Annotated in this window: 9 protein-coding genes and 4 pseudogenes; 10 read left to right on the top strand and 3 right to left on the bottom strand. The window is 55.3% G+C overall.

Features of this window, described 5'->3' with window-relative positions:
* Positions 1–848 precede the first annotated feature (848 nt).
* The 3 genes and pseudogenes from CES87_RS31910 (at position 849) to CES87_RS31900 (ending at position 4,895) form a co-directional block, all read left to right on the top strand.
* Positions 849–3,387, top strand: a pseudogene (locus CES87_RS31910) (RND family transporter).
* Positions 3,384–4,088, top strand: coding sequence for a DUF6081 family protein (locus CES87_RS31905; RefSeq protein WP_218196446.1), 705 nt, complete (start codon positions 3,384–3,386; stop codon positions 4,086–4,088). The pseudogene CES87_RS31910 and the gene CES87_RS31905 overlap by 4 nt, the downstream one beginning before the upstream one ends.
* Positions 4,089–4,169: 81 nt before the next feature.
* The gene (locus CES87_RS31900; protein ID WP_128609405.1) at positions 4,170–4,895 is read left to right on the top strand and encodes a DUF6081 family protein; all 726 of its coding nucleotides are present in this window, start codon (positions 4,170–4,172) and stop codon (positions 4,893–4,895) included.
* 755 nt (positions 4,896–5,650) lie between these two features.
* Here CES87_RS31900 and CES87_RS31895 read toward each other — a convergent pair.
* On the bottom strand, positions 5,651–6,265 hold the full coding sequence (locus CES87_RS31895) for a MarR family winged helix-turn-helix transcriptional regulator (RefSeq protein WP_218196445.1): 615 nt from the start codon (positions 6,263–6,265) through the stop codon (positions 5,651–5,653).
* A gap of 683 nt (positions 6,266–6,948) precedes the next feature.
* Between CES87_RS31895 and CES87_RS31890 the strand changes: the two genes are divergently transcribed.
* Both CES87_RS31890 and CES87_RS31885 read left to right on the top strand, forming a co-directional pair.
* On the top strand, positions 6,949–8,007 hold the full coding sequence (locus CES87_RS31890; protein ID WP_128609404.1) for a homogentisate 1,2-dioxygenase: 1,059 nt from the start codon (positions 6,949–6,951) through the stop codon (positions 8,005–8,007).
* A gap of 146 nt (positions 8,008–8,153) precedes the next feature.
* Complete coding sequence (locus tag CES87_RS31885) at positions 8,154–9,203, top strand: alkene reductase (RefSeq protein ID WP_128609402.1); 1,050 nt, start codon at positions 8,154–8,156, stop codon at positions 9,201–9,203.
* A gap of 475 nt (positions 9,204–9,678) precedes the next feature.
* Here the strand turns inward: CES87_RS31885 and CES87_RS31880 are convergent.
* Positions 9,679–10,898 (bottom strand): IS3 family transposase gene (locus CES87_RS31880; protein WP_371858293.1). Its coding sequence is split into 2 segments (ribosomal slippage): positions 9,679–10,553 and positions 10,553–10,898, totalling 1,221 coding nucleotides; the frame shifts between segments, so codons are not numbered across the junction.
* A gap of 237 nt (positions 10,899–11,135) precedes the next feature.
* On the opposite strand from CES87_RS31880, the pseudogene CES87_RS34780 reads away from it, so the two are divergent.
* A pseudogene (locus CES87_RS34780) lies at positions 11,136–11,228 on the top strand (glyoxalase); the annotation flags it as partial.
* Between the two features lie 360 nt (positions 11,229–11,588).
* Here the strand turns inward: CES87_RS34780 and CES87_RS31875 are convergent.
* Positions 11,589–12,499 (bottom strand): annotated as a pseudogene (locus CES87_RS31875) (LysR substrate-binding domain-containing protein).
* A gap of 112 nt (positions 12,500–12,611) precedes the next feature.
* Here CES87_RS31875 and CES87_RS31870 point away from each other — a divergent pair.
* The 4 genes and pseudogenes from CES87_RS31870 (at position 12,612) to CES87_RS31855 (ending at position 15,431) form a co-directional block, all read left to right on the top strand.
* Positions 12,612–13,478, top strand: a complete 867-nt coding sequence (locus CES87_RS31870) for a pirin family protein (protein ID WP_128609398.1) — start codon at positions 12,612–12,614, stop codon at positions 13,476–13,478.
* 122 nt (positions 13,479–13,600) lie between these two features.
* Complete coding sequence (locus CES87_RS31865) at positions 13,601–14,290, top strand: isochorismatase family protein (protein ID WP_128609396.1); 690 nt, start codon at positions 13,601–13,603, stop codon at positions 14,288–14,290.
* Positions 14,291–14,371: 81 nt separating this feature from the next.
* Positions 14,372–14,997 (top strand): annotated as a pseudogene (gene ycaC / locus CES87_RS31860) (isochorismate family cysteine hydrolase YcaC).
* Positions 14,998–15,068: 71 nt separating this feature from the next.
* Complete coding sequence (locus tag CES87_RS31855; RefSeq protein WP_128609394.1) at positions 15,069–15,431, top strand: hypothetical protein; 363 nt, start codon at positions 15,069–15,071, stop codon at positions 15,429–15,431.
* Positions 15,432–15,447: the final 16 nt, after the last annotated feature.

Genomic DNA, 15,447 nt, shown 5'->3' with positions numbered 1-15,447 from the left:
AATCTTGGCGCCAGGCACAGGTGCCGGTGAGCGTCACCCTGACCAGTGCCTACTCGTCGATGCTCGCGAGGGCTGGGTTGTCGGTCATGCCGGGGTGGTGCTGCACAGTGCCGACGGCGGTGAGTCTTGCATAAACAACTCGATGGTCGCGCGGCCGCTGAACTGGTTTGGCTGCGGCGTTGGCCCTGACTCCGGCAAGTCCACAACGAGTGGCCGAAGCGAAGCGACTCGTAGACGACGGTCCGGACAAGCCGCTACTCGATGTGCGTTTCCGCGATAGCTTACACGGCCTTGTGGTAGGCGCTTATGGCCTGGCATTCGCCACGGATGACGGCGGGCGACACTGGTGCCGCAGATGAACATTCCGAATCCGCGCGGAAAGCATCTCTACCGCATCGCCATGACAGGACAAGAACTGTTCATTGCCGGCGAGCAGGGGCGTTGTTCCACTCTGCTAATAGCGGGAGCAGTTTTTCGGTACTTCCAACACCCTATGACGGGAGCTATTTCGGCCTGCTCGCGGATGCGAAGGGTTGGTGTTGCTTTACGGTCTGCGTGGCAATCTGTTCCGTTCTGATGATGCAGGACAGAGTTGGCAGGATATTAGCAGCGGTGGTTTAGTGCTCTTGCAGACGGCCTGCATGCACAGGATGGTTCGCTGCTTCTCGTGACCAGGCTGGGCGGGTGCTGCGAAGCGAAGACCAAGGGCGCAGCTTCCAGAGTCTGGCGATTGCCCCATTGGCCAAGTGGCCGGCTCACCGAGACCGAAATGGCAGCCTGTTGCTGGCCGGTCTACACGGCATTACTCGTATTCCATCGGCTTCTCTGTCTATGGGAGTGCATCAATGATGGCCATTCATACGCCTGCCGACACTGTGGACATTTGCGCAATTGAAGTGTTCGATCCGAACTCCGGATCGTGGCTCGAGCCAAGTGCTTTTCAAGCATCGTTTGCTGGTCATCTTGTTTTGCCTGCTGACCTCGCTGGTGCTCGGTTTGCAAACCAGCAAGCTCAGCTTAAATGCCGGCTTTGAAAAGATGATCCCGACCCAGCACCCTTTCATCAGGGCCTATTTGGAAAACCGAAGTGAACTGGCCGGGCTGGGCAACAGCTTGCGAATTGCCGTGGAAAATCCACAGGGGAGTATCTTCGACGCCGGTTATCTGGATAGTTTGCGTCGGTTGAGCGACGAGATCTTTCTGCTGCCTGGGGTCGACCGTGCCCATGTCAAGTCGCTATGGGCCCCTTCGACTCGCTGGATCGGCGTGACCGAAGAAGGGCTTGAAGGAGGCCGGTGATTCCCGATGACTACGACGGTTCTCCGGTCAGTCTGCTGCAGTTACGGGCCAACATCGAACGCTCGGGTCAGGTTGGACAGCTCGTAGCTGGTAACTACAAATCCAGTGTGATTTTGGTGCCGCTACTAGAAATGGATCAGGCAGGCCAGCACCTCGACTACCATCGATTCTCCCAACAGCTAGAACAACTCCGCACAAAGTACGAGCAGGAAGGGGCGGTGCGCCTGCACATCACCGGTTTCGCCAAGGTGGCGGGCGACCTGATCGATGGTTTGCGCCAGGTGATGCTGTTTCTCGTGTTGGCGATTGTCATCTGTACCGGCGTGCTGTTCTGGCATACCCGCTGCGTGCGTAGCTCGTTGCTGGTAGTGAGTTGTTCGCTGCTGGCAGTGGTATGGCTACTAGGTTTGCTAGCCACGCTGGGGTATGAGCTCGACCCCTATTCGATTCTGGTGCCCTTTCTGGTTTTCGCCATCGGCATGAGCCATGGCGCGCAAAAGATGAACGGCATCATGCAGGACATAGGGCGTGGACAGCATCGATTGATGGCCGCGCGCTACACCTTCCGCCGCTTGTTTCTCGCTGGCCTCACGGCCTTACTGGCCGATGCTGTGGGCTTTGCCGTGTTGATGGTGATCCAGATTGAGGTCATCCGCGATCTGGCCGTTGCCGCGAGTATCGGGGTGGCTGTGCTGATATTCACCAACCTGGTGCTGTTGCCCGTATTGCTGTCTTATCTGGGGTTAGTCAAGCGGCCGCTCGGCGCAGTTTACGCGAGGAACTGGATGAGACCCAGGGAGGGCGCTGCGGCAAGCATCCGTTATGGGCTTTCCTGGATCGGTTCACCAAGCGCCGCTGGGCCTGCCTGGCACTGAGCGCCGCCACTCTACTGGGTTGTGGCGCCTTCGTGGTCAGTCTCGGGCTGCAGATCGGTGACCTGGAGCCTGGTGCCCCTGAGTTACGCGCAGATTCCCGTTACAACCGTGACAATGCCTTTCTGGTAAAAAATTACGCAGCGAGCAGCGACACCTATGTGGTGATGGTCAAGACCGCCGAATACCAGTGCAGCCATTACGCCACGCTCGCCAAAGTAGATGCCCTGGAGTGGGAGCTTTTGCAGCTGCCCGAGGTTGACTCCACCAGCTCTTTCTCCGGCCTGGCGAAAATTTCGGCCAGCGGTATGAACGAGGGCAACCTGAAATGGCACGACATTCCGCGGACCCAGGACATGCTTAACAGCATCACCACCCGGGCACCGCACGAACTGTTCAACCAGAATTGCGATCTGCTGGCACTTTACGTCTACTTGAAAGATCACAAGGCCGCGAGCCTGGATCGGGTCGTGCGGGTGGTAGAAGACTTTGCCGCGCGCAATAACGGATCGGATCTCAAGTTTCTATCCGCAGCCGGTAACGCCGGCATTGAGGCGGCGACCAACATTGTGGTCAAACGCGCTAATACACTGATGATGCTGTTGGTCTATGCGGCGGTGGTGCTGCTGGCCTTTATCACCTTCCGTTCTTGGCGTGCGGTGATCTGTGCTGTTTTGCCGCTGGTGCTTACCACCGTGATGGCCGAGGCCTTGATGGTGTGGCTCGGTATCGTGTCAAGGTAGCGACCTTACCGGTCATTGCCTTGGGGGTCGGTATCGGGGTGGATTATGCGCTGTATGTACTGACCGTGGTGCTGGCAGAACTGCGCCGGGGGACAAGCTTGGCCGAAGCCTACTACAAGGCACTTCTGTTCACCGGCAAAGTAGTGGTGCTGACCGGTATCACGCTGGCTCTGGCGGTTGCCACATGGTCCTTTTCGCCGATCAAATTCCAGGCGGACATGGGCATCCTGCTGGCTTTCATGTTCCTGTTCAACATGCTCGGCGCCCTGATTCTGCTTCCGGCGCTGGCGCACTTTCTGCTGATGCCGGCATCCATGCAGCTACAGTCCCGCAGCATCGCAGTCAAGGGATTGTCGGGCACGATATGGCTCCCAGAGCCTAATGACCGCAAGGCAGATGAACCCCCTTCGTCTTCGACTGCGACTGACCAGTTAGCCACTCTTGACACGTCCACTAAATGGAGATCTGCATGACCACCAGACTGCTTGATTCATTCACCTCTGCCGCCCTTGACGAGGCTAAGTGGCAGCCTTTGCAAGTTCCAACCGGTGACGGTCAATTCTGGCGTTACGAGGATCCTGACGCCCAGGTGCGCACGGGGCAGGGCGAGCTGGAAATTCGTCTACCGCGGTTCCAGTTGCAGCACGAGCACATTTCCATGCTCGACAATCCCAAGCATCTGCTGGCGCTGCAAGAGCCGGTTGACCTTGCAGCTGATCGTATCACCAGCATCGCCTGCGAGATGGCCTGCGAGAACCACAATGGTTGTCCGGACGATCTGTTCGATGGCTTTGCCGCCCTCAGTTTGTGCGATCCGGCCAGCGGCTTGATTTTCGACTTTGTGCTTTCCGAAACCTGCGTTGCCGTAATCCACGAGCGTTTGCCGCTGCCTGGCGTCACGCCACCCGGCGAGGATTGGCTGCACGTCATTCAGTCGCCGCTGCTGACGCGCAACGCGCGGGGTGAATTTCACCATTATGAAATCCGCTTTGACCATCGAGCCGGGCGTTGCGAGTGGCTGGCCGATGGTAAGCGGATCTATCAGGCCAAGCTCCCAGCGCACGTGCGCAGCCTCATAGTCGCGGCCGGCTTGTTTACCCTTAAACCTCAAGTGCCGGGGCGCGGCAGTGTATCCAACCGCGGTCAGGGGCGACGGGTCGCTGGCGCGGGCTGACGGTTTCGGCACCATGATTGCCGAGCTGTTCCTCTGCTCTACCGGTTTTCAAGCTCTCGAGATATTACGTGGGGATATAGCATGACAAAAAAGTCGCTGGACTCATTTACTTCCAACATCCTTGATGGTGACAAATGGCAGGTTCAACAGTTCTCCCTGGAGGACGGCAGCATTTGGCGCTACGAGGATCCGCTGGCCCAGGTAAGTGCCATTGACGGTGAGCTGGAGATACGCGTCGAGCGCTTCCAGTTGCAGCACGACACTGTTCCGATGTTTGACAATCCCAAGCACTTGGTCACGCTGCGCGAGCCCATTCTTCTAGACTCAAACGGAGTGACCAGCATTTCTTGCGAGATGGCCTGCGAGAACCATAACGGCAATCCAGATGATTTGTTCGACGGTTTTGCTGCACTGGTCATTGGGGATTTCGCCAATGGATTGATCTTCGACTTCATCATTTCTGCGACGCGTGTAGGCGTGGTCTATGAGCGACTGCCGTTGCCCGGAGTAACACCGCCAGGCGGGGAGTGGCTACAGGTCATCCAGTCTCCGTTAGTCGCACGCAACGCGCCTGGCGAATTCCACCATTACGAAATTCGATTCGACAGGCGGGTAGGCTCCTGTGAATGGTTAGCCGACGGCCGTCGCGTGTATTACGTTGCCGAATTGCCACTCGAAGTGCAAAGCGTGGTGCCAGGTATCGGTTTGTTTACCCTGAAGCAGCAGAAACCGGAGCGTGGCAGCGTGTCCAATCACGGTCAGGGTGCCACCGGGCTCTGGCGTAACCTGCAGGTGATCTACTCCTGAGCGTTCGCGGACCCAAGGTAGAAGTTGCGGCAGAGGACAATATTCTCTGGCAGTCACACCCTGGGGTCTCTGTTGCAATCCTTGTTACGGCACCTATGCACGAAGTTCGTGCGTGTCACGGTACTTTGGTGCCTGATCCGCAGGTGCTTTGGCGCCGTTCAGTGGAGTATCTATAGGCTTTAGAGGGGAGAGTGAGATGGGGGAGGGAGTATTGCTGCACGGCACTCGCATGCCGGGGCCCCCTCTATTTCGCGGAGAATCTCTTGCATCGCGAAGATGAAGCCAACGCTCTGGTCTTTAAGGACGAGGATCAAGTCTGTCAGCGGCTGTCCAATCTACAGTCACGCGAGTCAGTGGCGTGCTGGGCAGTCACGTTGACGGCTGCGGGACTGAGCCTGGGTGATCGTCTGACTGCGTACCGCCACACTGCCTGCAAAAAATGGTCGAGCCGGAATTACGTAACGTGGTACATGGCGAGTTGGTAGTAAATCGGAAGTCCTAAGTCAATTCTGACACGTTCGGCATATGTTGCTGGGTGGCTGGAACTAGATAACTACGTCGATCGTCTTGCCTAAGTTTAACTACGTTATGCTGTTCGTCCAACCTGGCGACTCTCCAAACTCGTGCGGACGGAGTAGAGTGCGGAGTGGCGACTGTGCCTTCTCAGTGCCACTCTTTATTCTGAGACTGATTTAGTTTAAATGGTAGATCAGGCTTTTGAATGAATTTATACAAAGGCGATGTATTTTTGGGGGTTAGTCGATATCAACGATATCTGAAGAGTACTCCTTCAGGTTTTCCGTGATCAGATTTAATACTTTAAAGAACGTTTTCATGTCCTTGCTGGAAACTCCAGAAGTGGACTGTTCAAGCAAAGCAATAACTGACGGCAAAATTTCATCGAGTAGTCGCCGGCCTTTGACGGTCAGGAAAACACAAATACGCCGACGATCTTTGGGATCTCGTTGACGGAGCACAAGGCCGTGTCTCTCCATGTCGTCCAGCGCCGGGACGGCAGTAGTGGCAGCTATTCCAACGCGCTTGCTTAATTCACGTTGGACTAGGCCATCCTGCTCAGCCAAAACGCGGAGGTAGTACCAATGTCCAATAGTCACGCCTTCTCGGGTAACCAGATGCTGCAGTTGGGCTGTATAAAGACGGAAGACGCTGCGGATTAGCCAGGCCACGCTGCGATTGCGTTCGTCGAAAAGCTGCGGGGTAGTGCTCTCAGACTTAGAGAATTCAGATGGGTGCCCTGCTCGGTTTATCCCCGTATCTGCATTGGGATCGGTCACTGAGTGTCGGCTCCGCATACCTCGCGGTTTTTTGATTTTGGCAGATTCGTTTTTATCAACCAGATTATGGTCCATGCTGAAAAACCTATTTGAATGCTTATTTGAGTATACCCACGAGCTTTATCATGGGGAGCAGGTTCGTAGACGCTACTTCGTGAAAACATGCAGATTGCTGCAACTATAGCAGTTGCAGGGCGCGGTTTAGCTAGCATCTTATGAGAATTTCAAGTCCCTTAAGTGATAGCGGGAAAGAACTAGTAAATTGGCAGCAAGATTTAGCTCTTGTCAGTTTCAGAGTGGCAATCTTACTCGGACTTTTCCGCTGTTGATGGCTGGCCAATGAGGCGCGCCCTTGGCCGCTTCCTCTGGGTGACAGTTGGATAGCTGTAGTCAGCCAAAGCTGGCTGCATTCAAGATCTAGGTTGCCGGTGCCCATCACAGGGTTGATAACACATCTGTTCATAGGTTCGCTTCGCTCCTCATTTGAAATCTGGATGGCCATGATCTTGCTGTTGGCCAGCGCCGGATGGTTCCCCCGTTTACAGACAGCAGATGCTTGTCTTGAAGCTCGCTCGCCTATCGGCTTGTGGTGAGTATAGAGCAAAGCTTGACTGATCTAATGATTCGATGCAGGATGATTCTACACGGAATCAATTCTGAGCGCCATCCCGCAGGCGATCTGTTCAGGAGCTTGCAAGAGGTTGCATTCGTAATGGTCCATCTGAGCAAAACAAAAATAATATGGCAGGAGGTGCTGCATGAGCGATAGCAAAGGTGATTCGTTTTCGGCTGATTCAGGGGCCGCCGGGGTTAGTGGTATCGAGTTGTGGACGCGTGACGGCTTTAACGGCGAGGTCTGTGCAATGGTGCGCCCCAACTATTCCCCTAATTTTCTGAGTGCAGTGGGAACTCATGTGCCTCGGAGCTTTAACCTCACTCAATTGCCGACAGCAGATAGTTCAGACGCGGAGGCGCAGCCCTTATTGGTCGCTGATTCGCGTCAGGGAGTGCGGCTGTTGGTATCCAGGCGCAGCCAGCCAATGCCCTTTGTAGTGCGCAACGTTGAAGCTGACGAACTCCATTTCATCCAACAGGGCCAACTGCGCTTTCACACTGACTGCGGCGTACTTGAGGCGGGACCTGGTGACTTCGTCAGTATCCCCAAGTCTATTACCTACCGCGTCGTACCTTTAACTACGTCCACCTGCAGTCTGATAGTGGAAAGCCTGGCGCCATTTAGAGTGGATGCACCCGTTGGGTTGATTAATGCTGCTCGCGATGTGCATTTCGCGCGCATGGAGGTGGCAGCGGTACCTGTTGAGGGGCCAGTAACCCTACTGCTCAAAGCCCACGACGGCATTACCCGTTTCCTGATGCCCCATGATCCTCTGACTGCCGTTGCGCATGTATTCGGAGCGGTGCCTGTATGGAAAGTCAATTTGGAGCAGATCCAGGTTGTTACCTTCATGCCGAATGGTGGTGGACCACCGGCTCAGTTCATTACCTCGCAGGGTAACGATGTCATGCTCTTCAATCTGAGCGCACGACTGAACACTCGTTCACCGATCCATCTCAACGCCGACTATGACGAGCTTGTGCTGTATTTTCGTGGCCCGGGTGCATGGGGTGGCGTCAAGGAACCCGGCAACCTGACATGGGTTCCCAAGGGGGTCGTACACCAGGGTCCTGACGAGAATGTCCCAGAGGGCTACATGGCCTGGCTTATGGAGAGTCGAGCAACTTTCCGCCTGACTCGTGAGGCTTTGGAGGCCAGTACGCTGATCGACACGAGTACTTTTGCGCCGCATGCAGGTTAGCTCGGGCGCGGCCTTGCTCGGCTAGTCGCACAACTGGCTCTACAACGGATCCTGTTCCGACAACCAGGAAATCCCACGCAGTTGTTGCTTTGGAATACACAGACGCTAATCAGAACATATTTAGCCCCCGACAGAGGATCCACCCGATGACTACGCTTTTCGATCCGATTAATCTCGGAGATTTGGAACTTGCCAACCGCATCATCATGGCACCCCTCACTCGCTGCCGCGCCGGCGAAGGCCGGGTGCCCAGCATGCTAATGGCTGAATACTATGCTCAACGCGCTTCAGCCGGCCTGATCATCAGTGAAGCCACCTCGGTGACGCCGCTGGGCGTTGGTTATGCTGACACACCTGGAATTTGGTCGGACGCTCAAGTACGCGGTTGGGGCAATGTTACCCAGGCGGTGCATGACCGAGGGGGTAAGATATTCTTGCAACTCTGGCATGTTGGTCGGATTTCCGACCCCAGTTATCTAAATGGCGAGCGTCCAGTAGCGCCCAGCGCGATCGCTGCGAAGGGGCATGTCAGTCTCTTGCGCCCGGAGCGCCCCTATCCAGTGCCGCGCGCCCTGGAAGTCGAAGAGATCGCTGATGTCGTCGAGGCTTTCCGGGTCGGTGCAGAGAATGCTAAGTCCGCAGGATTCGATGGTGTCGAGCTCCACGGAGCCAACGGCTACTTGCTCGATCAATTTCTCCAAGACAGTACTAATCAACGCAACGATCAGTACGGTGGGTCCATCGAGAACCGTGCCCGCCTTATGCTGGAAGTCACTGATGCGGTGGTTTCGGTGTGGGGCGCCGGTCGTGTTGGAGTGCATTTGGCACCACGGGGCGATGCCTACGACATGGGCGACTCCAACCCCGCCGAAACATTTATCTACGTCGCTAGCGAACTGGGTAAGCGCGAAATTGCTTTTATCTGTGTCCGGGAGCACGAAGCCGACGACAGCTTAAGTCGGCAATTGAAGGAAGCCTTCAGCGGCATTTACATCGCCAACGAGCGCTTCAACAAGGAGCAGGCCAATGCCTGGTTACTTGACAGCAAAGCGGATGCAGTGGCTTTTGGCATTCCCTTCATTGCCAATCCAGATCTGCCAGAGCGGCTTGCGCAGGATGCTCCGCTAAATGAGCCGCGGCCCGAGACTTTCTATGCCTCCGGCCCTGTTGGTTACATCGACTATCCGCGGTTTTGAGGTACTAACAAGAAGCCCCTATCCTTTCTTTTCAGGTAGGGGCTTTCGAGGTTCGAGCGTGTCAGAAGTGAAAGGTGAAAGGCGATGCTCGGGAAGAGGTCTATCCAACTAGACTGGAGGGTCTCGAATGTGACCTGCTACCTCCATGAGACTACCAAAAACGGTAATTTAAGGTTTCAAATACTGAAGTTCTGATTGGGTGCTTATGGGGCACCAGCGATAAAATTGGAGTCCGTCATGAAAATGAGTAAGCGCGCATCAGAAGGGAAGGTTTACAGCAATTTATAAAGTATTTTTGACAGTCCGGGAGCAGTCACAAGCTGTGATCCGGCTCATCACCAAAATCAAACTAGCTCTTCATGACGGAGCCAGGCGGCATAGTCACAAGCTTTGCCGCCATTTGATGCTCTCCAATTGGCGTTATTTAAAGGGTCAATGTGGACTTGCCCCTTAAAAACCGGACACCAACTCCCCGTTAAATTGATGCCACTGCCAAGCGCCTGAACTCCCTCGGTGAACGGTAGTTCAAGGCGCTGTGCGGATGCTGCTCGTTGTAATGCTCGAAGGCAATGGCCAGGTTGCGCAGCGCCGTTTCTCTATCCGGCTTGGGCATGTGCGCCACGTAATCCCGCTTGATCGTCTTCACGAAGCTCTCTGCCATGCCGTTACTCTGTGGGCTGCGCACCGGTGTGGTCACCGGCTGCAAGCCGATCTGTCGAGCAAACAGGCGCGTCTGTTCAGCGGTGTAGGCCGAACCGTTATCGCTGAGCCACTGCACCGGCGTTGCAGGCAGTTGATCACCGAAGCGCTTCTCCATGCTTTCCAACATCAAGTCGCGGATGTCATCGCCGCTGTACCCGGTTGGGCTCGCGACCCAGCCGATGGCTTCGCGATCACAGCAGTCCAGGGCGAAGGTCACGCTCAGTTTGGCGCCGTCCTCGCAACGGAATTCAAAGCCGTCCGAGCACCAACGCGTATCGCTGGTTTGCACCGCAATACGGCCTTCGTGCCGACGGGGCACGCCGGGTTGTTTGATCCGGCGCTCAAGCAGCAGGTTGTGATCACGCATCACCCGGTAAACGCGCTTCACGTTGATCGCGGGTAGCAACTGGGTTTCACGGGCGCGACGCAGCAATCCCCAGACTCGACGGTAGCCATAGCTGGGCAGTTCGCTGACCTGTTGCTGGATTTCGGCCACCAACTCAGCGTCGTTCACAGGCCTGCTTCGCCGTGCTGTGGGCGATACCAATTGTTTGATTCGAACCGTTAATTGCGAGCGCGCCACACCGAGACATTCGCTGACCAGCTTCACTGGTCGTCCCCCGGCAACAAGGGTGAGTGCGCAATCCATTTTCGCGATCGGGCGATTTCCACGGCCTCTTTGAGGATTTCTGCTTCCATCGTTTTCTTGCCCAGCATCCGTTGCAATTCACGGATCTGCTTGAGCGCATCGCTCAGCTCTGAGGCCGGCACCACGGCTTCGCCCGCGCTGACCGCCGACAGGCTGCCGTCCTGATACAGCTTGCGCCACAGGAATAACTGGTTGGCATTGATGCCGTTACGCCGAGCCACCACCGAAACGCTTTGCCCTGGCTCAAAACTCTCGCGAACCATGGCCAGCTTTTGCTCTGGGCTCCAGCGGCGGCGCCGCTCCTGGCCCAAAAGCTCCCCACTCTTATCGTTGCTATTAGTCATAAACATAACCGTTTGCCTATCCCTTATCGTAAGGGGGAAACGGTGTCCTGTCTTTCATGGGGCTCGTTCACAATGCTGCATGAGTCCCGGAGTTTCCCGAAAGATGGACCAATCATCACACCGTGATGCTGTTCCCTGCGAAAAAGAACCGGATTCATTACGCATCATTAGATGTACAGGATTTGATGGACAATATCTGGGCATGAATGGCTGGAGTAACAGGGTAGGGCGCCGTTCTGGGGTGTGGGAAGTCATCTGTTGGGCAGTCAGATCTTCGACTACTGGGCTGCCCTTTCAGGCAGCCTCATTGAGCACTTTACTGATGGCGACCCGTGTAACCAAATGCTCCGCTGAGTTACAGATGACGCTGGAGTATTTGGGGGTGTATAGGTGAGATTTAGCGGCCTGAACCATAACCGGTGGCGTCCGGTTGTCAGGCGCTTTTGAGCACCGACAAAGCAAAACGCTCTTGGTATTTGTATCGGCAAGCATATTGCCCACCTAAGCAGATTTGAGCTCAGCATATCGCTGGCTGAGCGACAGATCTTCGCCCAAGGCCGCCCGGAAAACTGCCGCTAGGTGCCACTAGATGAACTGGGGAGCAATTACTGAAAAAAGCGTGCTTGCTCCTTGGCAAACAAGCCTGGCCATGCGGATTCATGGTCGTCGATCAAGACCTCTTCGAGCGATTCACGCTGAGTGATGTTGGAATTCCTCGAAAGATTTAGCCAGGAAGTCGATCAAACTACGTACAGAAGGTAACAGCCCCCGTCTTGAGGGGAAAACCGCTGTAATCACCCCGTCCATTGGCCTCCAATCAGGTGTAACGATGATCAAGAGCCCATTTCGTATTTCATTTTCCACAACCCTCAATGGCAGGTTTGCGATCCCCACACCTTCCAGTACTGCGCTCTTCAATGTGGACATGTCGTCGCTGACCAGTCGGGGTGTATGGCTGACTTCCGCTGTAGCGCTATTGGGTCCATTCAGCACCCACGAATAATGAAGTAATGGATTTCCCCAGCTCACGCTGGGCAAGCCAGAAAGGTCTGCGGGTAAATCGGGGACGCGGTGTTTCTCCAGAAACTCCTTACTTGCCACCAGTACCTGGCGACTGTTAGCGAGAACCTTCATCACCAAATCGCTGTTCTCCAGGGGTGGAAAGCACAGGCTTAGTGAGATGTCATATCCCTCACTAATGACATCAACCTTGCGATTGAACCCCTTCACATAGAGCTCAACACTTGGGCATTGCGCCATGAATTACCCAGTAACGGTGCTACCCAGAAATTCAGCAGTGGCGTTGTGCAACTCATGCGGATAATTCCCCGCGGCTCTGATCTATTCTGTTCGACAACGTCTTCTGCATACTCCGCTTCGGCCATCATGGCGACACAGTGTCGGTAGTAAGCATGGCCAATGTCTGTCACTTGAAACTGTCGCGTCGAACGCTGTATCAGGCGTACACCCAGCCGTGCTTCCAACTGACTTACTCTGCGGCTCAGCGTAGATTTTGGCATGTTAAGTGCCCGTCCGGCCGGAGCAAACCCGCCATGATCGACCACCTTCGCATAGATAAATAGTTCATTCAGGTCAATCACGTTCTTTCTCTTGTCGTTCCAGTTTTGAGACTGTGAAGCTTAATCCAATGACTACCGAATACCCAGAGTGGCGACTAAGGTGTGTCCATCGTTTTTTGGTAGGGCATACACCATGAAAAAAGTTCTGGGCATTTACGGTAGCCCCAACAAGCACTGGGTGGGTGACGGTTTCCCCGTCCGCTCGCTGTTTTCGTACAGCACGCTGGGCCAGCATATCAGTCCTTTTCTTTTGCTGGATTACGCTGGACCCGCCGATTTTCCGCCCTCCACGCATCGTCGTGGTGTTGGTCAGCACCCTCACCGCGGCTTTGAGACTGTCACGATTGTGTACGAGGGCGAGCTGGAGCATCGGGACTCGACAGGCGCTGGCGGCAAGATCGGACCGGGCGATGTTCAGTGGATGACAGCAGCGTCGGGCATCCTTCATGAAGAGTACCACTCACCGGAATTCAGTCGCAAAGGTGGAACACTGGAGATGGTGCAGTTGTGGGTGAATCTTCCGGCTAAAGACAAAATGGCGGTGCCTCGTTACCAAACCATCCTAAATCAAGACATCACGCAGGTCGGCTTACCCAATGATGCCGGTCAGCTTCGGGTGATTGCCGGAGAGTACAGCGCACGCAAGGGCCCCGCGCTGACTTTCACGCCGATCGATGTATGGGACATACGCCTGAACGCAGGCAAAAAAGTTTCCTTGCAAACTAGATCCGGATTCACCTGTGCAATCGTCCTGCTCAGTGGAACAGTCCAGATCAATGGCATTGATATGTTGCAAGAAGCACAGCTTGCACTCCTTGACCCAGAGGGTTCGGAGTTGCTTTTGGAGGCGAGCCGCGACGCCAAGTTGGTGTTGATCAGTGGCGAGCCCATTGATGAGCCAATTGTGGGGTACGGGCCCTTCGTCATGAACACAAATGAAGAAATCGCACGAGCAATGCAGGATTTTGACGCCGGTGATTTCGGACAAATCCATCCCTGACGATCTCGTCGTCAGGTTTCACCAAATCTGGTTTTAACTCGGGTCTACTCAGGATACGTAGTCTTGTAGGGCATTCGCCCGCAAATGCCAAGGCTGGCAAACCCACGCAGGAGGAGATGGAAATGAGCGCATCAGGTAACGCAGCAAACTTCAATGGCCAGAAGCCAACGATAGACCCAACTGATACTGCCATGTTGCTGATAGACCACCAAAGTGGTCTGTTCCAAATCGTCAAGGATATCGATGTCCCGCAACTTCGGGCTAACGCCATCGCCCTGGCTAAAGCCGCCGCGTTGTTGAAGATTCCGGTCATCACCACCGCTTCGGTCCCACAGGGTCCGAACGGTCCGTTGATCCCAGAGATCCAAGAGGCTGCACCACACGCCCAATACGTCGCACGACGTGGCGAGATAAACGCTTGGGACAATCCTGAGTTTCGCGCGGCAGTCGAAGCCACTGGTAAAAAAACCCTGGTGATTGCCGGCACCCTGACCAGTGTCTGTCTGGCCTTCCCATCGATCGCCGCTGTGCATGAAGGCTACAAGGTGTTCGCTGTGGTCGACGCTTCAGGCAACCATTCAAAACTGGCCACCGAGCTGACGATTGCCCGCCTGGCACAGGCCGGGGTGGTGCCCATCGACATTATGGGCACGCTCTCTGAACTGCAGGGTTCGTGGAATCGCCCGGATGCGCAAGAGTGGGCGGGTGTCTACACCCAGACCATGCCCCATTACCAACTGCTAATTGAGAGTTACCTCAAAGCGCAGGAAGTGGCCAACAACCACGAAGAACTTGACTCTCAGCGTAAGTAACTTCCACCTAACACGAGGGATGAGTCAACCCCTCATCAGTGGAAGCGTTCGAGGCTTCCGTTGTTCACCTGGAGAATGAAAATGCCTACTTCCTACAAACGTCTCGACAAAGATCAAGCAGCGGTATTGTTGGTTGACCATCAGACCGGTCTGTTGTCGCTGGTGCGTGATATTGACCCAGACAATTCAAGAACAACGTGCTGGCCTTGGCCGACCTGGCCAAGTATTTCAAGTTGCCGACCATCCTCACTACCAGTTTCGAAACCGGCCCCAACGGCCCGCTGGTGCCTGAGCTGAAGGCCATGTTCCCGGACGCGCCGTACATTGCCCGTCCTGGCCAGATTAACGCCTGGGACAACGAAGACTTCGTCAAAGCCATCAAGGCCACCGGCAAGAAACAACTGATCATCGCTGGCGTGGTGACCGAGGTCTGCGTGGCGTTCCCGGCGCTGTCGGCCCTGGCCGAAGGCTTTGATGTGTTTGTGGTCACCGACGCTTCGGGCACCTTCAATGAAGTCACCCGGCACTCGGCTTGGGATCGTATGTCGTCCTCGGGTGCGCAACTGATGACCTGGTTCGGTCTGGCCTGCGAGCTGCATCGTGACTGGCGCAACGACATCGAAGGATTGGGAACGCTGTTCTCCAACCATATCCCGGACTACCGCAACCTGATCACCAGCTACACCAAGCTGACTACGGATAAGTAAGCCCATGCTCAGGGGCTGTCGCAGGAGCAACAGCCTCTGAGCACACCGATGTGCGATCACGGAGAACCGTCATGACTCACTCGAACAGCCAGCGTGATGACACGTTACTGACTGCGGATAACCATGCCCTGTTGCTGATTGACCACCAGTACTTGCAACTGTTGGCCGTGCGCTCTCATCCCGCAGAAACGGTGGTCAGTAACACCACGATGCTGGCCAAAGGCGCAAAGATATTCAATGTCCCGACGTTGTTGACTACTGCTTTTGCTGAACGCCAGGAAATTTTCCAGGAACTGCAAGCGGTGTTTCCCGAGCAGAAGCCCATCGATCGCACCAGCCTCAACTCCTGGACGATCCGCGAGTGCGCGAATGGGTCTCCAAGACCGGCAAGAAAAAACTGGTCATTGCAGGCTTGTGGACTGAGGTCTGTCTAAGTCTTGCCGTGTTGAG

The sequence above is a fragment of the Pseudomonas sp. ERMR1:02 genome (assembly GCF_002277815.1).
In the GTDB taxonomy this organism is placed as follows: Bacteria; Pseudomonadota; Gammaproteobacteria; order Pseudomonadales; family Pseudomonadaceae; genus Aquipseudomonas.
Note: the sequence above shows the minus strand (reverse complement) of the source record. Positions and strands in the feature narration are given on the sequence as shown.